General features: G+C 33.4%; 26 protein-coding genes and 1 tRNA gene. 9 read left to right on the top strand and 18 right to left on the bottom strand.

Annotated features, from left to right (window positions below):
* Window positions 1–6: 6 nt before the first annotated feature.
* The 7 genes from INR76_RS09170 to INR76_RS09140 form a co-directional block, all read right to left on the bottom strand.
* A complete protein-coding gene (locus INR76_RS09170) occupies window positions 7–816 on the bottom strand; it encodes an SDR family oxidoreductase (protein WP_223107602.1) in 810 nt (269 codons plus the stop codon).
* 80 nt (window positions 817–896) lie between these two features.
* Complete coding sequence (locus INR76_RS09165) at window positions 897–1,652, bottom strand: LytTR family DNA-binding domain-containing protein (protein ID WP_223107601.1); 756 nt, start codon at window positions 1,650–1,652, stop codon at window positions 897–899.
* A 135-nt stretch (window positions 1,653–1,787) separates the two neighbouring features.
* Window positions 1,788–2,513: a head GIN domain-containing protein gene (locus INR76_RS09160; RefSeq protein ID WP_223107600.1), complete on the bottom strand. Its 726-nt coding sequence runs from the start codon at window positions 2,511–2,513 to the stop codon at window positions 1,788–1,790.
* Window positions 2,514–2,524: 11 nt separating this feature from the next.
* The gene (locus INR76_RS09155; protein WP_223107599.1) at window positions 2,525–4,279 is read right to left on the bottom strand and encodes a PspC domain-containing protein; all 1,755 of its coding nucleotides are present in this window, start codon (window positions 4,277–4,279) and stop codon (window positions 2,525–2,527) included.
* Window positions 4,276–4,614, bottom strand: a complete 339-nt coding sequence (locus INR76_RS09150) for a PadR family transcriptional regulator (RefSeq protein ID WP_223107598.1) — start codon at window positions 4,612–4,614, stop codon at window positions 4,276–4,278. Before INR76_RS09150 ends, INR76_RS09155 begins: the two co-directional genes overlap by 4 nt.
* A gap of 5 nt (window positions 4,615–4,619) precedes the next feature.
* Complete coding sequence (locus INR76_RS09145; RefSeq protein WP_223107597.1) at window positions 4,620–4,793, bottom strand: hypothetical protein; 174 nt, start codon at window positions 4,791–4,793, stop codon at window positions 4,620–4,622.
* Window positions 4,777–5,313 (bottom strand): DUF4870 domain-containing protein, encoded by a 537-nt coding sequence (locus INR76_RS09140; RefSeq protein WP_223107596.1) that lies wholly within the window; start codon window positions 5,311–5,313, stop codon window positions 4,777–4,779. Before INR76_RS09140 ends, INR76_RS09145 begins: the two co-directional genes overlap by 17 nt.
* A 134-nt stretch (window positions 5,314–5,447) precedes the next feature.
* Between INR76_RS09140 and INR76_RS09135 the strand changes: the two genes are divergently transcribed.
* Window positions 5,448–5,900, top strand: coding sequence for a DUF4442 domain-containing protein (locus tag INR76_RS09135; protein ID WP_223107595.1), 453 nt, complete (start codon window positions 5,448–5,450; stop codon window positions 5,898–5,900).
* A gap of 16 nt (window positions 5,901–5,916) precedes the next feature.
* Here INR76_RS09135 and INR76_RS09130 read toward each other — a convergent pair whose 3' ends face one another.
* The 3 genes from INR76_RS09130 to INR76_RS09120 form a co-directional block, all read right to left on the bottom strand.
* The gene (locus tag INR76_RS09130; protein ID WP_223107594.1) at window positions 5,917–7,338 is read right to left on the bottom strand and encodes a tetratricopeptide repeat protein; all 1,422 of its coding nucleotides are present in this window, start codon (window positions 7,336–7,338) and stop codon (window positions 5,917–5,919) included.
* A 147-nt stretch (window positions 7,339–7,485) separates the two neighbouring features.
* The gene (gene trxB / locus INR76_RS09125; protein WP_223107593.1) at window positions 7,486–8,460 is read right to left on the bottom strand and encodes a thioredoxin-disulfide reductase; all 975 of its coding nucleotides are present in this window, start codon (window positions 8,458–8,460) and stop codon (window positions 7,486–7,488) included.
* A gap of 102 nt (window positions 8,461–8,562) precedes the next feature.
* A complete protein-coding gene (locus INR76_RS09120) occupies window positions 8,563–9,009 on the bottom strand; it encodes an isoprenylcysteine carboxylmethyltransferase family protein (RefSeq protein ID WP_223107592.1) in 447 nt (148 codons plus the stop codon).
* Between the two features lie 541 nt (window positions 9,010–9,550).
* Here INR76_RS09120 and INR76_RS09115 point away from each other — a divergent pair.
* Complete coding sequence (locus INR76_RS09115) at window positions 9,551–9,985, top strand: hypothetical protein (protein ID WP_223107591.1); 435 nt, start codon at window positions 9,551–9,553, stop codon at window positions 9,983–9,985.
* A gap of 173 nt (window positions 9,986–10,158) precedes the next feature.
* Here INR76_RS09115 and INR76_RS09110 read toward each other — a convergent pair whose 3' ends face one another.
* Window positions 10,159–11,112, bottom strand: a complete 954-nt coding sequence (locus tag INR76_RS09110) for a DUF4382 domain-containing protein (RefSeq protein ID WP_223107589.1) — start codon at window positions 11,110–11,112, stop codon at window positions 10,159–10,161.
* Between the two features lie 720 nt (window positions 11,113–11,832).
* Between INR76_RS09110 and INR76_RS09105 the strand changes: the two genes are divergently transcribed.
* From INR76_RS09105 to INR76_RS09085, 5 genes are all read left to right on the top strand, one after another.
* Complete coding sequence (locus INR76_RS09105) at window positions 11,833–12,324, top strand: hypothetical protein (protein WP_223107588.1); 492 nt, start codon at window positions 11,833–11,835, stop codon at window positions 12,322–12,324.
* A 45-nt stretch (window positions 12,325–12,369) separates the two neighbouring features.
* On the top strand, window positions 12,370–12,948 hold the full coding sequence (locus INR76_RS09100) for a nuclear transport factor 2 family protein (protein WP_223107587.1): 579 nt from the start codon (window positions 12,370–12,372) through the stop codon (window positions 12,946–12,948).
* A gap of 236 nt (window positions 12,949–13,184) precedes the next feature.
* Window positions 13,185–13,655: a DUF1572 family protein gene (locus INR76_RS09095; protein ID WP_223107586.1), complete on the top strand. Its 471-nt coding sequence runs from the start codon at window positions 13,185–13,187 to the stop codon at window positions 13,653–13,655.
* Between the two features lie 116 nt (window positions 13,656–13,771).
* Window positions 13,772–14,137, top strand: a complete 366-nt coding sequence (locus INR76_RS09090) for a DUF2200 domain-containing protein (RefSeq protein ID WP_223107585.1) — start codon at window positions 13,772–13,774, stop codon at window positions 14,135–14,137.
* 5 nt (window positions 14,138–14,142) lie between these two features.
* Window positions 14,143–14,505 carry a glyoxalase gene (locus INR76_RS09085; RefSeq protein ID WP_223107584.1) on the top strand — a complete coding sequence of 121 codons (363 nt, stop codon included), beginning with the start codon at window positions 14,143–14,145 and terminating at the stop codon, window positions 14,503–14,505.
* 117 nt (window positions 14,506–14,622) lie between these two features.
* Here INR76_RS09085 and INR76_RS09080 read toward each other — a convergent pair whose 3' ends face one another.
* The 7 genes from INR76_RS09080 to INR76_RS09050 all read right to left on the bottom strand — a co-directional run bounded on the left by INR76_RS09080 (window position 14,623) and on the right by INR76_RS09050 (window position 22,533).
* Window positions 14,623–16,422 carry a ribonucleoside-diphosphate reductase subunit alpha gene (locus tag INR76_RS09080; protein WP_223107583.1) on the bottom strand — a complete coding sequence of 600 codons (1,800 nt, stop codon included), beginning with the start codon at window positions 16,420–16,422 and terminating at the stop codon, window positions 14,623–14,625.
* 3 nt (window positions 16,423–16,425) lie between these two features.
* Window positions 16,426–17,700 carry a ribonucleotide-diphosphate reductase subunit beta gene (locus tag INR76_RS09075; RefSeq protein WP_223107582.1) on the bottom strand — a complete coding sequence of 425 codons (1,275 nt, stop codon included), beginning with the start codon at window positions 17,698–17,700 and terminating at the stop codon, window positions 16,426–16,428.
* 530 nt (window positions 17,701–18,230) lie between these two features.
* Window positions 18,231–18,305: transfer RNA gene (locus tag INR76_RS09070), tRNA-Pro, on the bottom strand.
* A gap of 116 nt (window positions 18,306–18,421) precedes the next feature.
* Window positions 18,422–18,901 carry a DUF4168 domain-containing protein gene (locus INR76_RS09065; protein WP_255592564.1) on the bottom strand — a complete coding sequence of 160 codons (480 nt, stop codon included), beginning with the start codon at window positions 18,899–18,901 and terminating at the stop codon, window positions 18,422–18,424.
* 139 nt (window positions 18,902–19,040) lie between these two features.
* Window positions 19,041–20,582 carry an acyl-CoA carboxylase subunit beta gene (locus INR76_RS09060; protein ID WP_223107581.1) on the bottom strand — a complete coding sequence of 514 codons (1,542 nt, stop codon included), beginning with the start codon at window positions 20,580–20,582 and terminating at the stop codon, window positions 19,041–19,043.
* Window positions 20,583–20,596: 14 nt separating this feature from the next.
* Complete coding sequence (accC, locus tag INR76_RS09055) at window positions 20,597–22,039, bottom strand: acetyl-CoA carboxylase biotin carboxylase subunit (RefSeq protein ID WP_223109996.1); 1,443 nt, start codon at window positions 22,037–22,039, stop codon at window positions 20,597–20,599.
* A 5-nt stretch (window positions 22,040–22,044) separates the two neighbouring features.
* Window positions 22,045–22,533 (bottom strand): biotin/lipoyl-containing protein, encoded by a 489-nt coding sequence (locus tag INR76_RS09050; protein ID WP_223107580.1) that lies wholly within the window; start codon window positions 22,531–22,533, stop codon window positions 22,045–22,047.
* Between the two features lie 159 nt (window positions 22,534–22,692).
* Here INR76_RS09050 and INR76_RS09045 point away from each other — a divergent pair, with 159 nt between their 5' ends.
* Window positions 22,693–23,454 carry a YebC/PmpR family DNA-binding transcriptional regulator gene (locus INR76_RS09045; protein WP_223107579.1) on the top strand — a complete coding sequence of 254 codons (762 nt, stop codon included), beginning with the start codon at window positions 22,693–22,695 and terminating at the stop codon, window positions 23,452–23,454.
* Between the two features lie 185 nt (window positions 23,455–23,639).
* On the top strand, window positions 23,640–24,761 hold the full coding sequence (locus INR76_RS09040; protein WP_223107578.1) for a PQQ-dependent sugar dehydrogenase: 1,122 nt from the start codon (window positions 23,640–23,642) through the stop codon (window positions 24,759–24,761).
* The last annotated feature ends 17 nt before the right edge of the window (window positions 24,762–24,778 follow it).

Here is a 24,778-nt window from a genome sequence, read left to right as displayed (position 1 = left end):
GATTATTTATTTAAGATTGTAATGCTTTAAAAGCATACGCTCATAGGTTTTATCTGGAAGTATTTTTTTTAGCACCACTGAAAATTTCTGTAAAAAAGAACCTACCTTGTAATGAACTTTTGGGTTTTTTGTTTCGATAATTTCGTGAACAACTTTTGCCATTTTTGTAGGATCTTCACCTGCATCTACGTGTTCATTCATGAGTTTTAACGTATTTCCGTAGGCCTTTTTATAAGGTGAACTATCTTCAATGGGAGCGTGATAGCGACTTGCTGCAATATTAGTTGCAAAATCACCTGGTGCAACATTGGTCATTTTTATACCAAATTGTTTAATCTCCATTCTAAGAGCTTCAATGGTAATTTCTAAGGCAGCTTTTGTTGCAGAATAAATACCGCGATACGGCAACCCCATATAACCGGCAATAGATGTAATATTAATTATAGTTCCATCACCTTGATGGCGCATAGATGGTAAAACTGCTTTTATCACGTGAATGGGACCGTAAAGGTTTGTTGCAAAAGCTTTCTCTATCTCATCACTGGGTGTTTCTTCAATAGGTCCGGTGATACCTACACCGGCATTATTGATAAGAACATCTATTTTTCCTTCTTTTTTTAATAGTTCTGCTACAGAATCTTTTACCGTCTCAGGTTGAGTGACTTCCATTTCAAGTAAAGGAAACTTGGTAGTATCAACATATTTTTCAGGATTACGGCTAGTACCGTAGACAATATAATTTTTTGAAAGCAAATAGGTTCCTATTGCTTTTCCTATTCCGGAAGATCCTCCTGTTATTAATACAACCTTTGGCATAGTGATAATTTACAGCAAGCAAAGATGCGGTTACAGCTTAACTTTTGCAAGGATACATTGCTTTATTTCAGAAAAAAGAATTATTCTAGCCATATTTTAAAGTCTTTTACGCGCTCTCTTGCTACTATAATATCTTGTTCTTTATAGCTTGCGAGCTTTAATTGTAATCGCGAATTGGTATATGAAATAATATCTTCTATAGCATTAATGTTAATATAAAATGTGCGGTTTACTCTGAAAAAAGTTTCGGGTGCCAATTCGGTTTCAAGTTGCTCTAAGGTTGTGTCAAGCAAGTAGTTTCTGCCTTCGGTTGTGTGCGCATACGTTCCTTTATTTTCTGAATAAAAACACTCTATATCATCTACTGAAATCATTTTAAGATGTTGACCAATTTTGGTTGTAAAACGTTTTTTATATTCTCGTTCTACCGGGTTTGTCAACATTTTTTTTATGTCTTCAAAGTTCATCTGTACTTGTTGTGGCTTTGGGTTAAAGGTTTTATACTTAGCCACTGCTTTTTCAAGCTCTTCTTGATCAATGGGTTTTAATAGATAATCTATACTATTAAGCTTGAAAGCTTGTAAAGCATACTCATCATAAGCTGTTGTAAATATCACCGAACTCGTTATGGAGATTGTATCAAAAATTTCAAAAGACAACCCATCGCTTAATTGAATATCTAAAAATATTAATTCTGGTTGTGGATTATTTGAAAACCAATTAATAGATTCTTCTACACTGTGTAGTGTGTGTGTTACAACAACGTCTAGTTTTTCCAACATGCGTTTTAAACGTCGTGCCGAAGGTTTTTCATCTTCAATAATTAATACTTCCATAGATCTTGTTAATTTTTCTGAAAACTAAAATACTAATATTAGCCAGTAACAAACCAAAAAAAAGGACTGAAACAACAAAAACCGAAGATGAAATGTCTTCGGTCTTTGGTTTTTTGATTGATTAGCTTTAATATGTTACATTTTATGTGTGCCTCCTCCAGATTTACTTTCGTTTTTTGAAACATTACCGGGATTACCATAATAATGTACATCGCCTCCGCTAGAAGTTTCAGAAATGAGTTTTTCTTTTACATTAACTGTAATGTCTGCTCCACTTGAAACATCTGCCGTGCAATTGATTACTAACAAGTCTTTGGCGTTTAAGTCGCTTCCGCTTGAGGCTGATGCATCTAGGTTTGTTGCTTTACCTGAAACTTTTAAATCGGCTCCACTACTAGTCTCGGCAATGACATATTTTGCAAAAACGTCTACTTCTAGGTCACTACCACTACTACAATCGAGTGTTAAATTTTCACTTTTCACTACTGAATTTGCAATAACATCGGCACCACTACTGGCTTCAATGGTGTTTAACGAAGTGTAGGTAACATACACTTTTTTGGCTTTTGAACGACCAATATTTTCTTTGGTTCCTATTTTAAGCTTTCCTTCAACAATTTCGGTTTCAATTATATCAAGCAGATTTTCATCGGCCTCTACAACTATTTTTGCTTCATCTCCTTGCTCTAAAAAAACATCCAGACCTGCACTTCCTCGAATGGCAGTAAATGATTCTGATACTGGCCGTTCTTCTGTTACTACGTTTCCGTTTCCGTTTACTTGACCAAGATTGATATCAAATTGACAAGCGGTGGTAAGACTTGCTGCCAGAACTAAAAATAAAATTTGTATTGGTTTCATACTAATAGATTTTATTGGTTATTGATTGTGTCTGTAACTTTTTGTGAATTTGTAATTGTATCTCGTTTCTTTTTTTCAAAATCTTGATTTACATCTTTTTCCCATTTGTTTGACGATGGTTGGTCTTTAGAAAAGTTTGCTTCTGCTTCTTCTTCAAAAGTTTCGGTGTTCAAAACTTCATATTCATCATCACAGTCTAAGCAATCTACTCCTTCTTTTAAAATCAATAATTGTTTACCTTCATCGCCATTATCGAGTATATCTCTATATCTTGAATCATTTCTATGGAAAGAATACGTGTTTTTATCTGCTATTAAAATACTCCCTTCTGGTAGATATAATGTAACTTCAACCTCTTGGTCTTGAAATTTATTTTCAACATCTGTAATTAAAAAACCATCTAAGAGTAAGGTGTTATTTTCTATTGAATAATTGTACTGAATGGCTTTTGCGTGTTTTTTTGCATCTAGAAAACTTTTCCCTTCCGCCTTGCGTTCAATTACCATTTTACCTACTGAATCATCTGTAGAACGAACAATTAACCGAATGTCATTGCTATAAATTACACGTTCTTCGTTTTCGTTGTATTTTAACTCTAAACCTCCTTGACGGTTTACATCATATTCATACTGGCTATCTGATCTCATTTTAATTTTAAGTGTTTCACCTCTAGTTACCGGAAGTACAGTTTCGGTAATTTCTTCGCCATCATAAGCACGTTGAGTTGCTTGACGAATTCCTAACACTCCTAATATTACTAATGAGATAAACCATACAACCAAAAGGGTGATTTTTGCTTTGGTACCAATAGATTTTAAGTTATTGATAAGCATTTTCATACCTAAAATGAAAAGCACAAAAAACGGAATCCCTACTGCAAATAGCGTTAATAATGAGGTAATCCAGATAGGCGTTCCTGTGGTGTCAAACATTGTGATGTACTCCATAACTTCACCTGTACCCCAAAAACCTACAGTACCCAATGTAAATAAGCTAATGATTAGCCCTACCAATGCACTTAATGAAATTAAAATTAATAAAAGACCCAAAAACTTTACAAAAATGGTAAAGAGTGTAAGTATAATTTTACCTACCGTATCAAAAAAACCCGAAGTTCCTTTTTTTACTTTTTGTCCATATTTATCATAATCTGCATTTTTTACTTTATCTGCAACGGTATCATATCCTTCCTTAAACTTTCGTTCAATATTGGATATGTTTACCGGTTCTCCTGTCATTTTTAATTTATCTGAAGTAGTAACAGCTGCCGGAACCAAAATCCAGAAAACTATATACACTATAATGAATACCCCTTGTGATAAGATGGTAAGAATAATCCACAATAACCGAATCCAGATGGCATCAACGCCTAGGTAATGACCTAAACCAGAAGAAACACCAGAGATAAATTTGTTATCTATATCTCTAAACAGTTGTTGCCTGCTAGATGTTTTTCTTTTATGTGCTTTTTGAGAAGGTGGTGTATCATCAAACATTTCTTCATCAACTTGATAATCTTCTGGCTGTCCCATTACAGCAATTACCTCATCAAGTTCTTTTAAAGAAATTACTTGTGCTTTGGTCTCAATTTTTTCAGAAAAAAGTTCAGCGATACGAGCTTCAATATCTCGCATAATCTCATCACTCCCATTGGGGTCTGTAAGCGATTTTTTAATAGCATCGAGGTATCGTGAAAGTTTCCCGAAGGCATCTTCATCAATATGAAAAAAGGTACCTGCTAAATTTATGTTTACTGTCTTTTTCATTTCTTGCTGTTTTCGCTGGTTACTCTATTTACTGCCTGTTGCAACTCGTGCCAGGTAGTGTTTAATTCATTTAAAAATATCTGTCCGGTTTCTGTTAATTCATAATATTTCCGTGGTGGCCCACTACTGGATTCTTCCCATCGGTATGAAAGCAAACCTGCATTTTTTAATCGTGTGAGTAGTGGATAGATTGTTCCTTCTACTACGAGCATTTTTGCGTCTTTTAAGGTTTCAAGAATATCTGATGTATATGCTTCACCGTCTTTTAAAACAGAAAGAATACAATATTCTAGAACGCCTTTACGCATTTGCGCTTTTGTGTTTTCAATTTTCATCGGTCCTATTTACAGTTAATAGCTTCATTTTTTGTTAACAATGCTGCTTTGGTAGAGTCTACCGTATGCTGACATTGTATAATTGTATTTTGCAAATCTGTCATTTTTCGTTCTTCTTGAACTTTGGCTCCTAAAAAGCTTAAAACAGCTGCTAATACGATGTTAACTAGTGTGCTCATTTTTTGATTGATTTATTTCTGAAACAATTTCAGAAGATGGTTTTAAAAAAGGGATGCATAAAGGATAGTTGTACAGTTTACCCTTGGCAGCATACATAGTGGCTGTTATCACAGCATATAATTCTAGAATAAATAATCCAAATAGTAATAAACCTGCAATTCCGAAGAGAATAATATATCCTGAAAGGTTTCTTAAATCATAAAAACTGGGATTGCCTATGTTACTTTCCATGGCTTCAACTAGTGAAATAAAATCTGAAGCAAATAATACAAAAAAAGGTAGGCAAAGAAGACCTATACCAATTGAATATAACAAAACACTTAATTGAAAATTAATTGCTTGTTTTCCGTTAGCATCCACAAAGGGTTTTTCTTTATGTATCACCCATAAAATTAATGGAGCGATAAAATTCGCAAACGGAAAAAAATACTTTAAAAAAGTGGTAAGGTGTATTCCTGCTGCTATATTTTTTTGATTTTCAGCTTCTTTTTTACTAAGATTTGAAATAGTTGTTGCCATTGCTTATTAATTTCTTATACAAATATATGTATAAAAAAAGGTATTATGTTACGCATAGTACTAAAATTTAACATTTTTTTAAGAATTATACTTTTTAGAATAATTAAAGTATATTCGCTATAAAATCAGTACTCATGCAGCTTAATCCTAGAAAGATCAATACATTTTTATTATTTAAATTACCCTCAGCTTGGTTTACAGGAGTTAGAGTAAAGTATATAAATGAGACACAATGTATTACTTCGGTACGCCATAAATGGATTAATCAAAACCCTTTTAAGTCAATGTTTTGGGCTGTGCAAGGAATGGCTGCAGAGTTAAGCACCGGCGCTATGGTGATGGCCGCTATTAAAGAAAGTGATGAACGTATATCTATGCTGGTGGCCAATAATAAGGCTTCATTTTCAAAAAAAGCAAAAGGTAGAATTATGTTTACCTGTGAAGATGGAATTAAAGTAAAAGAAGCCATTAAGGAAGCTGTTAAAACCGGAGAAGGACAGACCATCTGGATGAAATCTCAAGGTGTTGATAAAACTGGTGATGTAGTTTCTACTTTTGAGTTTGAATGGACAATTAAGAAAAAGTAGCATTAATAAAGCTATATTACACCTTATAATTAAGATATTTCTTATCCTCTTTCATCAATTGTATTATATGGTTAATACGCAATTCATTAATATATGTATTGAAGTTTTTGTTTTTATGAATATGAATTATTTCAGAAATATATTTTGTATTGGTTTGCATTTGCTTTGCTAAAACAGGAAGCGATATATTTGAATTGGTATACTTTGTAGAAGCTTCAAAATCATCGAGTCTTTTTAAAATGGCTTTTTCAGTTTCTTTAGGAATTACAATACCTTTACTTTCCTCCTTTTCTGCTTGTGCCGTAGCGGGAGCTTCAATTTTTTGTTTGTTTTCAAGTTGTTTGATAATTTTTTCAAACTGTTGATAGGTGCGGTCAAGTTTTTTATTGTAAAAATAATACCCTAACAACGTGAGCACTAATAGCAAGAAAATTGCAGCTCCAACAATATAATAGCGTCTTTGGTCTGTACTAAAAGCACTTTCTTGTTCATTTTCAATTTGAGATAAAATAGTATTTCTTACCTTTCTTTCTGAAGCTAAAATTGAAGTATTTAAAGCCGAACTTTCTTTATAACGCTCTTGAAACCCTAAAGCACTATCGTTCTCTTTATATATTTGTGAAAGTTGATTTAACACCTTCAACTTTAAGGGTTTTTCTACCACTGCAATGGATACAGCTTTTGTAAGGTTTTTTTCTGAAACCTCTAAATCATTTTCAGCATACGCAATGGTAGCTAACCCATACAGTGTTTCGGCTTCAAGAGATGAATTTAATAAGTTTAATTCTTTTAAAACAGCTAAAGCATTTTCATAATAGCTTGAAGCTTTTTCTAGTTCACCTTGCTCTACATATAGCTTACCAAGTAAAATTGCATTAATAACTACTAATGAGAAATCTGGTTTTTCTATGCTTTTAATTAATGACTTTGCTTTTTCAGCCAATTTAATAGCTTTTTTAAGTTCGTTGGCTTGATACGTTGCTTCAGCTTGTTCATGTAACAAATAAACTGTTGCTATTTTTTTATCAGCTTGTTTATCAATAGTATTTACAAAGGTTTCGGCTTGTTTTAGATAGGTGTTTGAGATATCATTCATTCCAGAAATTCTACAGCGATCTGCAATAGAAACTGAAATAAGCGTATTAATAAAACCATTGTTTGTAGATCTAGTTAAAGTTTTAGCCTGAAAAAGTGCATCAATACTTTCTATATAATTTCCTTGTAGTTTTTTTGTTTCTGAAATAAGGTAAAGCGCTTGTGCTTTTTCTTTGACATTTGATGCGTTATCAAAGAGGTAATCAGCTACTTTTAAAGTTTGAGTTGGGTTTTTATAAAATGAATTTAAATTTTTTGAAAAAAGCTTTTCATTTTCAGCTGAATTCTGAGACAGAGTTCCAACTGAAACCAACAAAAGCAAGGCAAACAGAAGCTTTTTCATAAAAAATAAATAGTGTCTTACAAATATAGGTTTTTTAGGGTTGTGTAGGAAAGTATGTATTTGCTAGATGGGTATATTGGTAAATAAAAAAACACCTAAACTTAGATTATTAGGTGTTTTTTATTTTTATGATTTATTGAGTAAGCTTTAAGCGCTTACTGTTTCTGCTTCTTCAGTTTCAATGGTTTGTAAATATCGCTCTGCATCTAATGCTGCCATACAACCTGTTCCTGCTGCAGTTACAGCTTGACGATATTCTTTATCTTGTACATCACCACTGGCAAATACTCCCGGTTTATTGGTTTTTGTACTTTTACCTTTCGTAATGATGTAGCCGGTAGGATCCATATCTAATTGATTGGCAAAAATTTCAGTATTTGGTTTATGCCCTATAGCAATAAATAAACCTGTGATATTTATTTCTTCCTTTTCACCGGTTTCATTATTTACAATACGTAGCCCTTCTACAACTTGGTCTCCTAATACTTCATCAACTTCAGAATTGTATCGAAGGTCAATATTTTCGGTATTGGTTACTCTATGTTGCATCGCTTTTGAAGCTTTCATATGATCTTTACGAACTAGCATAGTAACTTTTGAACAAATATTTGCCAAATAAGTGGCTTCTTCAGCAGCGGTATCTCCTCCACCGACAATTGCTACTTCTTGCCCTTTATAGAAAAAGCCATCACAAACTGCACACGCAGATACTCCGCCTCCTCGCAATCTTTGCTCACTTGGTAAACCTAAATACTTTGCGGTAGCTCCTGTTGAGATGATTACGGTTTCAGCTTCAATCTCTTTACTATTGTCAACTGTTACTTTGTGTATACCTCCTACTTTATCACTAAAATCTACAGCAGTAACCATTCCTATGCGCACTTCTGTACCAAAGCGTTCTGCTTGTTGTTGTAATTGAACCATCATCGTTGGTCCATCTACTCCTTCTGGATAACCTGGAAAGTTATCTACTTCTGTAGTTGTTGTCAATTGACCTCCCGGCTCCATTCCAGTGTACATTACAGGCTTTAAGTCTGCTCTAGAAGCATATATTGCTGCTGTATATCCTGCAGGTCCCGAACCGATTATCAAACATTTGATTTTTTCAACTTTATCTGCCATAACAATTCTATTGTTCAAAAATTAGGATTGTAAAAGTAGTAGTTTTATCTAGAAATTTACAAGGAAAGTTATTAAGAAAGATGATAGATTAATTACTATAATCTATTTTTTAAGCTTAGGTAAAAAACGACCCGTTCTTTGTTTATAGATGCGATATTGTTCATACTTTTCAAGCATCCAATTTTCTTCATTGCTCGACTTGTAATAAAATACCACTCCCATTATTAATGTTAATAAAAATTTGAAAATAGATGCTGTAAAAAAAGCATACGCCATCATACTTATCAGAATTCCTGCGTAAATTGGATGCCTAACGTATTTGTATATGCCATTAAAGGTCATAGAATTTCCTTTTTTAGGATGAACACCACTTAAATCATCACTTAAGTTCAATATTCCTAAAAAAATAACTATAAAACCAATGCCTACCAATACTAATAAACTTGTGTTAATCCAATATGGTAGTGAATAGGAAATAATATGAATATCAATAAAATAGCATGAGAAGAGTATGAATTGAATTACTAAAAATAGCACATCTTTCTTCAAAGTTTAAGCCTCCGTCTTGAAAAGTTAATAATTAATTAATTCAAAAATAATATAAATTAAGGGTTTTTTACAAGTAAGTTTTAAGATTTGTTCAGTAATATCACTTTAATTTTATGAATATTCTTGTATATCCCCTATCATAATTAAACTTCGCTGTTAATATAATTAAGTTTTTAAACTACTCAAACTAGGATAATAAAATGTTGTTGCTTATTTATGGTAAATTTCCCTGTAGATAGTTCAGAAGAGATAGTTTAATTTAAAGTTTATTTGATTTTGATACTAAATAAAGCTCATTTTGTGCGAAAAGCCCTTATAATACGCTATATGTAGGAAAATATTTGCGAGTTTAACACAGACAAAACCTTATAATTGTTATACTTTTATTTTCTATCAACAAACCCTCAATCCCCCTTTGTTTTTTTAATAGTCGTTTGATGCTTTTACAAGCACGAACAAAGCAGTGAATATTACTTTCAAAAACGGTTGTGCTTATAAGCATATGTACTCTGAAATATAGTAGTAACAAAATATAACCATTATGAAACAGATTCACACAATTACATTGTTTGTAGTCGTACTTCTATTTTTTAATAGCAATGTATTGGCTCAAGAAATGAAAGTATCAAAACACGAGAACCCCGAATGGGTGAGAATTGCTTATGTAAAATTTAAGCCCATGATGAAAGACAAAGCTAAAAGCATTATTAACGATTATTTTATGAAAGCAGGTCAAAATTCTGGTGGGCTTCAACCCACTTCATATGATTTAGCTTCAGGTGAATATGATATGCTAGTAATTTTTCCGATGGAAAAAGGGATTGAAACGTTAAACTACAAGATGACTGAAGATGACGTCAAGTGGATGTCTGAAATGAGTAATCTTACTGGCGGCCCTGATAAAGCCATGGCTAAAATGCAAGAATTTTATTCATATGTTGCAAAAATGGATAGCGACATTGCTATGAAAGAGTAACACTCCATATTTATTAATTTAGTGAAAAACAGGCTGTTGATTTAATTCTCAGCCTGTTTTATTTAAAGTTGTTTTTAGTAAAATATCAGTAAATATTATTTGTAGTATATAATAAGCCTAAAAAAACCTCCCGTTTCGGGAGGTTTTTTAAATTGGTTGGGTTTTTTATGAATTTACAATGGCAAAATTGTTAATAAAGTTATTACAAGATTAACTTCACCATCTGCAGTTACTTCAACATTATCAAGTGTTACACCGCTTTCTGTTTCGGCGTTTACCATTCCTTCAAATTCTAATGTACCGTCACCATCCATATCTGAATAGCTAGCAAATTTAATTTCATACGTATCTGCTTCTAAAAAGTGTAAGCTAAAATCACTACTTCCTTCAGCAACTACACTACTGGTTTCGGCATTACTAAATCGAACACCGGCAGTATTTTCTTCAGCTTCAGTTTCAGTAAAAGAACCTGCTTCATATGCATAAGCTACCATAATGCTCTCTTCATTACCGGTATCATTACTTACAGCTCCTGTTACCATTCCTGTATTTAAGGTGTTTTCAACCCTAACACTGTTGTTTAATTGTGTTTGTGAAGCAAAGTTATACCCTCCGTTAGCTTCATCTGTTACAATAGCTTTACGTAAATCTACATCTAGTATAATTTCATTAGTATCTTGTGCTGCAATATCAACATCTTCATCTACATTGATTGTTGCACTAGCTGGATCTAATGCTATTTTAGTACTTCCATCTACAACTACATAGTTTGCCGGGCTATCACCATTTGCATCTGTATCTGTTGCCAAAATAATATCAATACTATCATACTCTCTTGCTTCTAGGTCTAAATCTCCTAATAATTGAGTTTGACCATTGGTTAAAGCACTCAATTCAATTGTAGTTTTTTCAAATCCTGAAAGGCTTTGACCATCAATTTGTATGTCGGTAATAGTTACAAATACAGCATCTACCTCTGCATTATCGATTGGGGCATCGGTAATGTATACTTTGGCATTGTAATTTTCTGCACTTACATCGCCATTGTCATCATCATCTGAACATGATACAAATAGAAAAGCCATTACAGCTGTCATCATCGAAATAAAAATTGCTTTTTTCTTCATAGTTTTCATTTTAAAAATTTGTTAGGTTTATAATTTGTTTTAAAGCAACCTGTTTACTGATTATTAATGCTTGCTTAAAACATTACAGCAAGTGTAAAATATTTTGGATTGCAGAAAAAATTCAATTAACGTTCCTTTAGGACATCAACCTAAGAACACAACCTTTTAATACTTTTAAAATCAAACCTTTACATCTAAGTTTATTTTTTAACCCTCTGTTCTTTATGGTTTCTAGCAATTAGTAAGTTGGAAGCCTCTCTTTTATTATTTAAACAACAGTATTGATAGGCGTTGAGCGTAGTATAAAAGAAATGCTAAAATAATAGTGACTTTCTTAAATAACCTATTTTTAACAAATCATGATACTACAATTTAAGGTTGTCTTAAGAACTTGCAAGCTCTTTTTTGTATGAATTAATTCATTATGTAAGAAAATTCTATTAATAATGATGTAAATAGATTAAACAAAACATTTTATTTGTCGCTACTCTTAAAATATTTGTTTATTTAATTGATTACGTGTATTTTAGTAATCTCTCCTCTAGAAATTAATTACTTTTTTTAAATCTTGTATAAACTCACTTAGAAGTTTATTACAACTTCAAAACCTGTGATAATAAAGGTTTTATTATAAATATGAAGTATAAATCAATTATTTAGAATTTTAAACAGACACAGTAGGATTCAAATTAAAGAAAGCATAAATTAAAACCAATTTCTATGAAAAATCAAAAAAGAATATTCATTGTTCTGCTATTACCATTTCTATTGGTCGTAGCGTGTAAGGAACCCGAAAAAGTCGAAACACAAGTTGCCAAAACATCTGAAACTGAGCTTAAAGAGATCATCACAAAGCAAGTAGATAGTCTATATTCAGAATATGAAAAATTCGGTTTTGAATGGATTGATTTTTATGAAGACGAATTTACTGCAATCTATCCAGAAAGAGCTGTAAAGACAGTTACAAAAGACTCTTTGATTGCTCAATGGGAAGGAATTTACAAATCGTATGATGTAAAACTTGTTTCCAGAGGAAAACCCAAGGTTATAGCTGCAAATGACATGGCGATTTCATACAACAGCTTTAATGAAATATTTATCAATAAAGAAACTCAAGATACTATAAAAAGTGTAGGAACCTATATAGTAAGCTGGCGAAAACAACCCAACGGCACTTGGAAAATTGCTTTTGAAACGTTGCACAATAATTAACTCATATATAGGCTTAACAACCCTTTTGAAATAATAATTCAACGTATGAAAAATTTACTTTTACTAACAATGGTGCTACTATGGAGTAACCTCTCATCACAAACAGATAGCCTACAGACCACAAACACAGAAGATAGAAATAAAGAAATTGCCAAAAACTTTTATCAAGATCTTTGGTTTACAGACAATACAGATAAATATGCAGATTATGTAGCCGAAGAATACGTAGTTCACGATATTGGTGACCGAAAAGCAGTTACAGAACCTGCAATTGAACAAAAAAATACAGCAGACTTATTTTGGGATAATGGATCTTGGGATTCAAAAATAAACTATCAAATTGCAGAAGGTGACCTTGTTGCTACTCGATGGGAAGCAACCTACAGCCCGTCAACCTTTTTCGGGAAAGTATTTTTTGGCTCCAGTACAATACCAATTATAAACGTATTTAGAATAAACGAAGAAGGAAAAATTGTAGAAATCTGGAACCACCGTCACGACATTGATACGAGACAAACTTTAAAATTTACAGTACAAGGTATTTTAATTGGGTTATTGATAGCGCTTATTCCCACTATCATAGCGTTTAGACTAAAAAGAAAATTAAAAAAACTTCATAAATAACATATTGAAAAGAGCATTACCTATGAGTTTTATTTTTAAAACGGAAATTTATACTTAGCAAACAACCTCGAAACAGAAGGACCCCTCATTAAATCCATAAAATAACCCTTCTACTTTTTAATAAGCTATTGTGAAGAAAAAGGTATATTTAATCTTCATTGCTAAAGACAAAACCATCCAATCGTTTTTATCATTAAAGTTTTCCTATATTTTATAAAAATAAGTGCCATTTTAAGATGAAGCAAAATCAAGAATTAGCTAACCGCCTTAGAGAAGTAGTTTTAAACGGAACTTGGATTGCAAACACTAACTTTAAAGATCAATTAAAAACTGTTGATTGGAAAACAGCTACTCAAAAAGTAGATAGTGTAAATACAATTTCAGAACTGTCTCAACACATTCATTATTACATTCAAGGAATTAAAAATGTTTTTATCAACGGTAAACTTGAAATACACGACAAAGACAGTTTTAACTTCCCTCCTATTACTTCACAAAATCAATGGGAGTCATTCTTGAAACAGTTTTGGAAAGATACCGAAGAGCTTGCTCAATTTCTTGAAAAACTAACAGACGAACAATTAAATGCAACTTTTGTAAATAAACAATACGGAACCTATTTACGCAACATCAATGCAATGATAGAGCACAGTTATTACCACTTAGGACAAATTGTTATAGTAAAAAAATTGATTAGTAGTAATTAGAACATAAACGGTTTGGGATACCTTGAGTAAACTCTAAAATATCCTAACTTGAGCTACAACATCGTTGAACTCTAATATTTTACTACCTTAGTACAAATTACCATATACTATTTTTTATGAAAACCACAGATAAACACAATGAACGAATGGCCTCAATGACGTTTGCATCGGTATATCCGCATTATGTAACCAAGGTTGAGAAAAAAGGAAAAACTATAGAAGAATTACATCACGTAATTGAATGGCTTACTGGGTTTAATAAAAATGATTTACAGCAACTCATTGATGATAAAGCAACATTTAAAACTTTTTTTGAAAAAGCAACCCTACACCCCAACGCACATTTAATTAAAGGAGTAATTTGTGGATACCGTGTTGAAGAAATTGACAATGAATTGACTCAAAAAGTTAGGTATTTGGATAAATTGGTTGATGAACTTGCTAAAGGTAAAAAAATGGAAAACATTCTTAGAAAAGCATAAAACTAATGAAACTTCAACCAAAATCAATTAGAACATTTATAGGTGCAAAGCAATACCATCAATCTCGACAATTTTATCTAGATATAGGCTTTGAAGAATATAAAACATCTGAGAAAATGTCTTATTTCAGGTTGGGTACATTGGGGTTTTATTTACAAGATTATTATGTAAAAGATTGGGTAGAAAATTCAATGATATTTCTTGAGGTTGATAATCTTACTTTACATCACACATATTTAAATAACTTAAAATTGAATGAGAAATACCCAAACGTTAAAATAACCTCTATTCAATATAATGACTGGGGAAATGAATTTTTCTTATATGACCCTTCTGGCGTTTTATGGCATATAGGAGAGTTTAAATAAAAGAAAATTTTATTCTTCTGAAATAAAATGTATTGGCAAAATTATTTTGCTAAGGACAAAAAAAATCTCGTAAACTACATTACGAGATTTTTTTAAATATAATTTTTAACTAGGTTGTTACCCTTCACAACTCACACATTCTTTTTTCTGCTTGAATTTTTGAGCTGCATTCATACTATGTTGATAATATAGAGATTTTAAACCTAGCTTCCAGGCTGTGATATGTATTTTGTTAATCTCTTTTACTGGCATATCAGGATGAACAAGTAAGTTAATTGACTGTCCTTGATCTATATGGTTTTGGCGGTTTGCCGCTTGATACACAATTGCCGTTTGGTCAATTTCTGAATAAGTTTTAAACACATCTTTTTCAAGGTCGGTTAAAAAGTCAAGGTGTTGAACAGAACCATCAAAGTCACGTATGCTTCTCCACACTTCTGGATTATTTTGCCCTTTTTCTTCAAGTAATTGCTCCAAAAATGGATTTTTTATGGTTGTTTTTATCTTGGCAATATCTTTTACATACACATTTGACCAAATAGGCTCAATACCTTGAGATACTTGACCTAATATAAAAGCAGAAGAGGTTGTAGGTGCAATTGCATTTAAGGTTGCATTACGTCTTCCATATCCTTTTAATAAATCTGGCTCTCCTAATCGTTCTGCTAGTTCTTCTGAAGCTTTATAAGAACGTTCCTTCATTTCTCTGAATATTTCACTGTTCAAATTATAAGCTTCTTGACTGTCAAACGGAAGCATTTTAGACTGTAATAAAGAATGCCATCCTAATGCTCCTAAACCTAACGCACGATTTGATTTGGCAAAATTGTATGCGCGCTCCATAAATAAGAATGTTTGTTGGTGATCCTTATCGCTAGAGTCTCTGTATTCTTCTAGTTTTTCAATAAATTCTGTTAGTACAGCATCTAAGAAATATACCATTGTTTCTACAGCATCTGTATCTTTCCACTTATCATAGTGCAAAAGGTTTATAGAAGAAAGTACACAAACAAAAGACCACTCATCACTTGAAGGAAGCATAATTTCTGTACACAGATTACTTGCATATATCTCGTGATTTTTGTCTTTATAAACGTCTGGCTTACCATTATTGGCATTGTCTCTAAAGAAAATATATGGATAACCCATTTCACCTCGACGCTGTAATACTTTGGCCCAAATACTTCTCTTTTTTTCGTCCCCGTCAATCATATCCTGCATCCACTCGCTACCTACTGTAACTCCGTGTGTTAATTGCTGGATAGAGTTTCCTTCGGCACCAATGTCTAAAAACTCTTCAATATCTGGGTGATCTACTGGTAAATAAGGTGAAAATCTTCCTCTTCTTACAGAGCCTTGACTCACAACGTCTACCATTTTATCAAATAGTTGCATAATGTGAACCGCACCCGAAGCATAACCATTGTTTTTTACAGCGGCACCTCGGTGTCTAATTTTACCGAAATAACCAGAAGTACCTCCTCCAAGCTTTGACATCATACCTACTTCAGATTGAGTATAAAGTATGTTACCCATATCATCATCTATGTGAGAACCAAAGCAACTTATAGGCAAACCTCTTCTTTTTCCGAAGTTTGACCAGACTGGAGAGGCTAAAGAGTAAAACCCTTCTCCCATATAATGGTAAAACTTATCTGCGTAGCCCGGCATTCCTAATATTTGTTCTGCACGTTCTGCAATTTCTCTAATACGTTCTTCTGCAGATACGCCATCAGAAAGGTATCCTGCTGCTAAAAATTTTCTACTGTTTTCTGTAAGCCACTTAAATGAAGAGTGATCTTCTGTGCTGGTTGCAGCATTTTTAAGGGTTCCTTTACGTGCCTTTAATAGTTCATTGGCATCGTTGGTAGTATTTGTTTCTACCTTTTGCTGTACGTTAGTTGAGTTTTCGGCCATAGTTTAAAATAAATCGTCGCTGGTTATACTTTGTGTTCTTTTACTGTAGTTGATAGATCTCTTTACAAAGAAATCTCCGTGCTTGGTTCCTATAATTTCATCATCAAACCATTCTGTTTCTTGTAATAGGTTTTCATTTACATCAAATATCTTTTCAATACCGATAGATTCTAATGATTGATTGAAACGGTTTTTAATAAATTCATTTATCACAGATTTTGGCAAAAAGTCTAGTTCGCCTTTTTCAAAAATCCAATCGATTACCTTGCTTTCTGCTTCAAATGCCTTTTGGCACATATCTTTAATGGTATTGTGATAATCTTCATCAAACCATTCTGGGTTTTCGTCTTTTATAATCTTGATGATGTCAATTCCAAAATCACCGTGAATTTGTTCTTCTTTTGAAGTTGCTTCAACAGCATTTGAAATTCCTTTAAGCATGTTTTTATACTTATTGAATGCCATAATGATTAAAAACTGAGAAAAAAGTGACACGTGCTCTATAAACAGAGAGAACAATAAAATAGATTCTGCATATTCTTTATTGTCTTCACTTTTTGCATTTTTTAAAACGGTTTCTAAGTAATGAACACGCTTCATAATGACTGGTTTTTTCTTTAGGTCATTAAATTCTGCATTCAATCCTAAAATTTCAATAAGATGTGAATAAGCATCGTGATGACGTACTTCACTTTCGGCAAATGTTGCTCCCACGGCACCAATTTCTGGTTTTGGCATTCTATGGTATATATCGCCCCAGAAGGTTTTTACCGCTACTTCTATTTGTGAAATAGCCAACATAGTGTTTTTTATTGCGCTTCGTTCAAGCTCTGTTAAACCTGTTTTGAAGTCTTGAATATCACTGGTAAAGTTAAATTCTGAATGTATCCAATACGAGTGGCGAATAGCATCTACATATTGATTTAATTGTGGATACTCGTATGGTTTTAAGTTAATTCGCTTTTCAAAGATGTTTGTTTTACGTCTTAATGCACGCTCATTTCGGTATAAGATATAAGCCTTTGCTACATCGTGAAACTCACTACCCATTAATTTGTCTTCAACAAGATCTTGTACTTGCTCAACGGTGGGTATATAATCCGGCTCTTTTTCTTTTACTTTTAACAAACTCTCATAGACCTGCATAGAAATAATCTTTGCGTCATTTTCACTTCCATGACCTATTGCCTTCATGGCTTTTTCTATCGCATTTGTAATTTTTTCGAGTACAAAAGGACTCGTGTTGTAATCTCGTTTAATAATCTTTGAAATCTCCATGCCGTTACTAAATATTAAAAAATGATTGCTACTTTTAGAGTCGAGGAAGTATCACAAACCCACTGTTGAAGTAGGCTGGTCTAATAATTAACCTTAAAAAAAATGGTAGTCCTTAACTCATTGTAAAGTTTAAATTTTATTTAAAGCAATTTCATACTTCCTTCAAAAGGTTTTTAACGAGGTTATCAACAATTGGGTCAAAACCCTTATTTTAAAGGAATTGACCCCACTTGAAAAAAATATTTTCATTTCAAAAAACTTTAAATAAATGGCTTTTAATGCTTTATAATAATCTCGATTTAGCTTAAAAAAATGGGTAGTTAACAATTAAAAAACATCATTTTTTTGTGGATTTATAGAATTAAAAAAAATCCTCTTTGAAGGGTATTAAAAAGTAAAAAAGTGCATACATATGCGTGTAAACAATTGCTACTTTTTTCTATTTTTAAAAAGCATTGCTATTTGTAAATGAAAAAAGCTTCAGTGTTTCTAGAAAGTAATCTTCCTTTAAAACTGAAGCTCTTTTATTGTCGGGATGACAGGATTTGAACCTGCGACCACACGGCCCCCAGCCGTGTACGCTAACCGGACTGCGCCACATCCCGATGTAATGATTTGCAAAAATAATTAATTCATAAAGGTGAACAAATTCAATCTTATTTTTATCACATAAAAAAAGGCAACAAAAATGTTGCCTTATATATGTATTTATATATCAGAATTACTTCTGCTTAACGTTTTTCATCATAATAGACTGAAAACGTTGCTGTAAATCTTTATCTTGTTGTAATGCTGTGCCAATTGCTTGATATCGCTCAATGGTTATTCCTGAATCTGCTACTGCTTTTTCCATTTTAGCTTCTATAGCTGGTTGCATCTTTTTTATTTCAGCCATAATTGCATCGTGCTTTTTCATTTCAGCATCTGTTGCTTCTACTTCTTGATTTGGGTTTGAACTAGCTTGTTGTATCGCTGAAAAACGCTCAACTTCCATACCGTTGTCTTTTATCACGGTTGCCATTTTTTGCTGTGCTTTTTGGTTTTCCATTTGAATTACCTGAAAAGCTTTTGCAAATTTATTTAATTCGGCGTCTGAAATTTTATCTTGGGCTTGTGCTACAGACATACCGCTAAATAAAGTTACCAATAATACGAGTGTTGTTGCTTTGAATTTTGACATTATTGTTTTTTTTGTATTCATATTTTTAATGTATGCAATGCTAACTAAACATTTAACCAATCAAAAATTATGAATACTAAATCTAGTTGCTTTTAAAAAAGATTTAACACAATACTTAAAATTATACTTTGTTTGCCAAATAATTTAACGACACTTCTTTTTAAAGAGGAATGTTTCCGTGTTTACGTTTTGGTCTATCTACAGTTTTGGTTTCTAGCATAGAAAATGCTTTAAGCAGTTTTCTTCTAGTTTCTTTTGGTTGAATTACCTCATCAATAAAACCACGTTGTGCAGCTTTAAATGGATTAGCAAAAGCTTCTGCGTACTCGGCTTCTTTTTCAGATAATTTGAGTTCAGGATCTTTTGCAGCTGCAATTTCTTTTCTGAAAATTATCTCACTTGCTCCTTTTGCCCCCATCACAGCAATTTCTGCAGTTGGCCACGCATAATTCATATCTGCACCTATGTGTTTACTATTCATTACATCATATGCTCCTCCATAGGCTTTTCTGGTAATTACAGTAACTCTTGGTACTGTCGCTTCACTTAGTGCATATAAAAGTTTGGCTCCGTGAAGGATAATACCATTCCATTCTTGATCTGTTCCGGGTAAAAAGCCGGGTACATCAACCAATACCAGTAATGGAATATTAAATGCATCACAAAAACGAGTAAAGCGAGCTCCTTTTTTACTACTATCTACATCTAAAACACCTGCAAGACTCATAGGTTGATTGGCAACTATACCTATACTTCTCCCCCCTAACCTAGCAAATCCTACAATAATATTATCTGCGTAATCTTTATGAACCTCAAAAAAAGAATTGGCATCAATAATACCATTGATAACAGTATGCATATCGTACGGTTTATTGGAAGAGTCTGGAACTATAGACTCTAGTTCTTCTCTAATTTCGTCACCTAATTCATACGGAAGAGATTTTGGTGTTGTTTGGTTATTTTGTGGTAAGTAGCTGAGCAATTGTTTTATCTGCTCCAAACATACAATGTCATTACTTGCCGTAAAATGTGTAACACCACTCTTGGTAGCATGGGTATGTGCGCCTCCTAATTCTTCTGAAGTGACATTTTCATTGGTTACAGTTTTTACAACATTAGGACCGGTAACAAACATATAACTACTGTCCTGTACCATCATAGTAAAATCTGTCATTGCCGGAGAGTAAACTGCACCGCCCGCACAAGGTCCCATAATAGCCGAAATTTGAGGAATCACTCCTGAAGACTGTACATTTCTGTAAAAAATATCGGCATATCCACCTAGCGATCGTACTCCTTCTTGAATACGAGCGCCTCCAGAGTCATTCAATCCAATTACTGGCGCACCAACACGCAGTGCGTGATCCATAATTTTACATATTTTTTCGGCGTGAGTTTCAGATAAAGCACCACCAAAAACTGTAAAATCTTGTGCAAAAACATAAACAAGCCTATTATCTATGGTACCATATCCGGTTACCACCCCGTCTCCATAAAACTTTTGTTTGTCCATACCAAAATCAGTAGTACGGTGAGTAACCAAGATTCCCATTTCTTCAAAAGAACCCTCATCTAGAAGGTACTCAACGCGCTCTCTAGCTGTTAGTTTCTTTTTTTCGTGTTGTTTGGCAATTCGTTTTTCACCTCCGCCTAATTTTGCTTCGGCTATCTTTTTCTGTAATTCTTTATTGGTATCGCTCATAAACTCTATCGCTATTAATGTTTAGGTACTCGTAATTGTTTTGCTTCTTTCAAATATGCTTGAAGGGCAATTTTTGCTGCTATTGCTGCTTCTTCTTTTATTTCTTCTTTTAATAATTCTTCTGAATAAAACTTCTTTACAAAATGGGTGTCAAAGTTTCCACTTCTGAAAGCTTCATGTTCACATACAAACTTTCCAAAAGGTAACGTCGTGCTTACACCTTCTACTTCATAATTTGCTATAGCTTCAATCATATGTTGAATTGCTTCGTTACGGGTTTTTCCGTAGGTAATTAACTTTGACAACATAGGATCATATTGAATAGGTACTTCCATTCCTTCTGTAAAACCATCATCTACTCTTATAAAGTCTCCCTTTGGTGGATTGTAAACTTCTAGTGTCCCTACGCTTGGCATAAAGTTATCTAATGAATCTTCTGCATACACTCGAAGCTCTAATGCGTGGCCGGTTATTGTTAAATCTTCTTGAGAGAATGACAATGGTTGACCGTCTGCTATTTTAATTTGCTCTTCTACAAGGTCAACTCCTGTAATCCATTCTGTAACCGGGTGTTCTACTTGTAATCGAGTGTTCATTTCTAGAAAATAAAAATTATGATTTTCATCTAGTAAAAACTCAACAGTCCCGGCACCTACATAATCACAGGCCTTTGCAACTTTTACAGCTGCTTCACCCATTTTATTTCTTAATTGAGGGGTCAATACCGAGGAAGGTGCTTCTTCAACTACTTTTTGATGTCTACGTTGTACGCTGCATTCGCGTTCAAATAGGTGTACAATATTTCCGTGGGTATCTGCTAGTACTTGAATTTCGATGTGCCTAGGTGATGCAACATATTTTTCAATAAAAACAGCTCCATTACCAAAAGCAGATTCAGCTTCACTAATGGCGCGTTTCATTTGTTCTCCTAATTCTTTTTCTTTTTCAACTACACGCATTCCTTTTCCACCACCACCAGCAGCAGCTTTAATTAAAATAGGAAACCCAATATCTTTTGCAATGGCAGTAGCTTTATCAACATCTGTAATAGCTTCATCAATACCAGGAACCATAGGGATATCATAATCCTTAACAGCTTCTTTGGCCGCTAGCTTGTCTCCCATGACTTTAATAGCGTATGACTTTGGACCTATAAATAGTAATCCTGCTTTTTCTACCGCTTCTCCAAAATCAGCATTTTCACTTAAAAATCCATAGCCAGGATGAATAGCATCTACATTAAGTTGTTTTGCGGTTTTTATTATCAAGTCACCTTTTAAATAAGATTCTGAAGAAGGTGGCGGACCTATGCAAACAGCTTCGTCTGCAAATTTCACGTGTGGTGCATTTCGGTCTGCTTCAGAAAAAACAGCAACCGTTTTTAAGCCCATGTTGCGGGCGGTTTTCATAACTCGAAGTGCAATTTCTCCGCGATTGGCTATCAATATTTTTTTTATATCCATTAGTCTTCTAGTTCAATTAACAATGCGTTTTTATCTACAGTTTCTCCTTTGGCAATGTGTACTGCCTTCACTACGCCATCTCTAGGTGCGCCTAGTGCGTTTTCCATTTTCATAGCTTCAAGAACGCAAAGAGAATCGCCTTCAGAAACCTTATCGCCTTCTTTTACACTTACTTCAAGAATTAATCCCGGCATTGGTGCATGAATTTCATTCTCAACAGCATTGGCACCAAGTGAAAGCCCCATGTCTGCAATAAGTGCATCCAGTTCGTTTTCAATTTTTACGGTATACCTATTACCGTTTACTTTAATAGTATAGGTTCTAGAAAGTAAGTCTGTAGAAAGTACTTGTGCCGTTACCGATTTGGAGTTTTGTAGTAAATTGATTTTGTTTTTTCCTTCTGAAACGCTATCTAACGTTTCAATATCACTGCTTTGTAACGAGAATTCAAATGATTCGTTAACAACAGCTTTATATGTTGCACTCATAAAAAGATATTTTGCGTAAAGATACAGTTTTGAAGGAAGGTCTCAAAGTCAGAATTTATTGGTAAGGTGTAATCTGTTTTTTTTCAGAAAATTTTAAGATTTATATTTTTTCTATTTAAATAAAAAAAATAGATTTTAACATTAAAATTTTTAAAACGTATGGCAGGACACAGCAAATGGGCAAATATTAAGCATAGAAAAGGAGCACAAGATAAAAAACGCGCTAAGCAATTTACTCGTGTTATTAAAGAAATTACCGTTGCAATTAAAGAGAATAACCAAAACGGTGATCCAGAAACCAACCCTGCTTTGCGTAACGCTATTCAAAACGCTAAAGGCGTAAATATGCCCAAAGACACAATTGAACGCGCAATCAAAAAGGCGTCGGGCGCAGATGCAGACAGCTATGAAAAAATCACTTTTGAAGGATATGGTCCTCACGGCATTGCCTTTTATGTGGAGTGCACAACAGATAACACAAACCGCACTGTAGCATCTGTAAGATCTATTTTTACAAAACACGACGGAAGTTTAGGCACCAATGGCTCTTTAGAGTTTCTTTTTAATCGCAAAGGTGTTTTTACACTGAAGAAAGAAGCGCTCGATTGGGACTTGGAAGAATTACAACTAGAACTTATAGAAGCTGGTGCTACAAAGTTTGAAAATGAAGAAGAGTTTTTTATTATTTACAGTGATTTTACAGACTTTGGAAAAATGTCTGAAAAGTTGGAGTCATTACAAATTGAAACTCAAAATGCCGAACTGCAACGCATACCATTAAACACCAAAACACTCCCACTTGAAGAAGCTAAGCAAATTGTATCATTAATAGATGCTTTTGAAGATGATGATGATGTTCAAGATGTATTTCACAACCTAGAAATGACCGAAGAACTAGAAGCAGCCCTTCAAGAGAATTAATTTTTCTTCAGAAAATAAAACCGCCTACCCTATATTTTTCGTAAATAAAATAAGTCAGAGATCCACAATAAGAATGGTTAGACTTTAAAAACTTTTTTGCCCCTGCTAAGTCCCCTTAGTTATAAACTTTGGGGACTTTTACATTTCAAGCTATTTTAGTATCTTTTCAAAAAGAAATTCATACTATGAAAAAGCTAATAATACTGCTACTTTCCTTTTCGGTAATTACTTCATGTGCTCAGCGTAAAAAAGAAAACGATGTAGCTATTAAAACTTCAGAAAAAAGAGGCTATACAACTGAAAAAATAGTAAACAACCTCAACAATCCTTGGGGAATGACTTGGTTACCCAATGGCAGTATGCTTATTACTGAAAAAGCAGGAAGTCTTATTCATTTTTCAAACGGAACAAAAACCGAAATAAAAAATGTTCCTGAAGTCTATAATCGAGGACAAGGCGGGTTATTAGATATTGAATTACACCCTAACTATTCTGAAAATGGATGGATTTACATTACATACGCATCTAGTGAAGGTGATGAAGAAGGAGGAAATACTAAGCTAATAAGATGTAAACTTAAAAATGATTCATTAACATCTATTGAAGAGCTTTATAAAGCTACTCCCAACACTAGTAGAGGACAACATTTCGGCTCACGTATTGAGTTTGATAATGAAGGATATTTATACTTTTCTATTGGTGAGCGTGGCAATCGAGACGTAAATCCACAAGATATTACTCGTGATGGTGGTAAGATATACAGATTAAATGATGATGGAACCATCCCAAATGATAACCCTTTTGTAAATGAAAAAAACGCAAAAAAAGCAATTTTCACTTACGGAAACCGAAACCCGCAAGGTATGGCAAAACACCCTACAACTGGTCAAATATGGACACACGAACACGGACCCAAAGGAGGTGACGAAATAAACATTGTCAGAAAAGGAGTTAATTATGGATGGCCTGTTATCTCTTACGGAGTAAATTACAGCGGCACTACGTTTACAGACATAACTTCAAAACCCGGAATGGAACAACCTATTTACTATTGGGTCCCATCAATTGCTCCCTGTGGGATGGATTTTGTTACAGGTGACCGTTACCCAGACTGGAAAGGACACCTACTAGTTGGCTCATTAAAGTTTAACTACGTAGAACTAGTTAAATTAAATGGAAATGAAGTAGTAGGTCGTGAAAAAATAGCACAAGATATTGGGCGTGTACGTAACGTAAAAATGGGCCCTAATGGTTATATTTACATCGCAGTTGAAGGACAAGGAATTTTTAAAGTAGTTCCCAAATAATTTTTAATGTATTAAAA

This window comes from Marixanthomonas sp. SCSIO 43207 (assembly GCF_019904255.1).
Taxonomy (GTDB): domain Bacteria; phylum Bacteroidota; class Bacteroidia; order Flavobacteriales; family Flavobacteriaceae; genus Marixanthomonas.
This window is presented reverse-complemented; position numbering and strand designations above follow the sequence as displayed.

Excerpts from the sequence above, each read along its gene's own strand:
- INR76_RS09170 (WP_223107602.1), bottom strand. The coding sequence starts at position 816 with ATGCCAAAGGTTGTATTAATAACAGGAGGATCTTCCGGAATAGGAAAA.
- INR76_RS09165 (WP_223107601.1), bottom strand. The coding sequence starts at position 1,652 with ATGGAAGTATTAATTATTGAAGATGAAAAACCTTCGGCACGACGTTTA.
- INR76_RS09160 (WP_223107600.1), bottom strand. The coding sequence starts at position 2,513 with ATGAAACCAATACAAATTTTATTTTTAGTTCTGGCAGCAAGTCTTACC.
- INR76_RS09155 (WP_223107599.1), bottom strand. The coding sequence starts at position 4,279 with ATGAAAAAGACAGTAAACATAAATTTAGCAGGTACCTTTTTTCATATT.
- INR76_RS09150 (WP_223107598.1), bottom strand. The coding sequence starts at position 4,614 with ATGAAAATTGAAAACACAAAAGCGCAAATGCGTAAAGGCGTTCTAGAA.
- INR76_RS09145 (WP_223107597.1), bottom strand. The coding sequence starts at position 4,793 with ATGAGCACACTAGTTAACATCGTATTAGCAGCTGTTTTAAGCTTTTTA.
- INR76_RS09140 (WP_223107596.1), bottom strand. The coding sequence starts at position 5,313 with ATGGCAACAACTATTTCAAATCTTAGTAAAAAAGAAGCTGAAAATCAA.
- INR76_RS09135 (WP_223107595.1), top strand. The coding sequence starts at position 5,448 with ATGCAGCTTAATCCTAGAAAGATCAATACATTTTTATTATTTAAATTA.
- INR76_RS09130 (WP_223107594.1), bottom strand. The coding sequence starts at position 7,338 with ATGAAAAAGCTTCTGTTTGCCTTGCTTTTGTTGGTTTCAGTTGGAACT.
- trxB (WP_223107593.1), bottom strand. The coding sequence starts at position 8,460 with ATGGCAGATAAAGTTGAAAAAATCAAATGTTTGATAATCGGTTCGGGA.
- INR76_RS09115 (WP_223107591.1), top strand. The coding sequence starts at position 9,551 with ATGAAACAGATTCACACAATTACATTGTTTGTAGTCGTACTTCTATTT.
- INR76_RS09110 (WP_223107589.1), bottom strand. The coding sequence starts at position 11,112 with ATGAAGAAAAAAGCAATTTTTATTTCGATGATGACAGCTGTAATGGCT.
- INR76_RS09105 (WP_223107588.1), top strand. The coding sequence starts at position 11,833 with ATGAAAAATCAAAAAAGAATATTCATTGTTCTGCTATTACCATTTCTA.
- INR76_RS09100 (WP_223107587.1), top strand. The coding sequence starts at position 12,370 with ATGAAAAATTTACTTTTACTAACAATGGTGCTACTATGGAGTAACCTC.
- INR76_RS09095 (WP_223107586.1), top strand. The coding sequence starts at position 13,185 with ATGAAGCAAAATCAAGAATTAGCTAACCGCCTTAGAGAAGTAGTTTTA.
- INR76_RS09090 (WP_223107585.1), top strand. The coding sequence starts at position 13,772 with ATGAAAACCACAGATAAACACAATGAACGAATGGCCTCAATGACGTTT.
- INR76_RS09085 (WP_223107584.1), top strand. The coding sequence starts at position 14,143 with ATGAAACTTCAACCAAAATCAATTAGAACATTTATAGGTGCAAAGCAA.
- INR76_RS09080 (WP_223107583.1), bottom strand. The coding sequence starts at position 16,422 with ATGGCCGAAAACTCAACTAACGTACAGCAAAAGGTAGAAACAAATACT.
- INR76_RS09075 (WP_223107582.1), bottom strand. The coding sequence starts at position 17,700 with ATGGAGATTTCAAAGATTATTAAACGAGATTACAACACGAGTCCTTTT.
- INR76_RS09065 (WP_255592564.1), bottom strand. The coding sequence starts at position 18,901 with ATGAATACAAAAAAAACAATAATGTCAAAATTCAAAGCAACAACACTC.
- INR76_RS09060 (WP_223107581.1), bottom strand. The coding sequence starts at position 20,582 with ATGAGCGATACCAATAAAGAATTACAGAAAAAGATAGCCGAAGCAAAA.
- INR76_RS09050 (WP_223107580.1), bottom strand. The coding sequence starts at position 22,533 with ATGAGTGCAACATATAAAGCTGTTGTTAACGAATCATTTGAATTCTCG.
- INR76_RS09045 (WP_223107579.1), top strand. The coding sequence starts at position 22,693 with ATGGCAGGACACAGCAAATGGGCAAATATTAAGCATAGAAAAGGAGCA.
- INR76_RS09040 (WP_223107578.1), top strand. The coding sequence starts at position 23,640 with ATGAAAAAGCTAATAATACTGCTACTTTCCTTTTCGGTAATTACTTCA.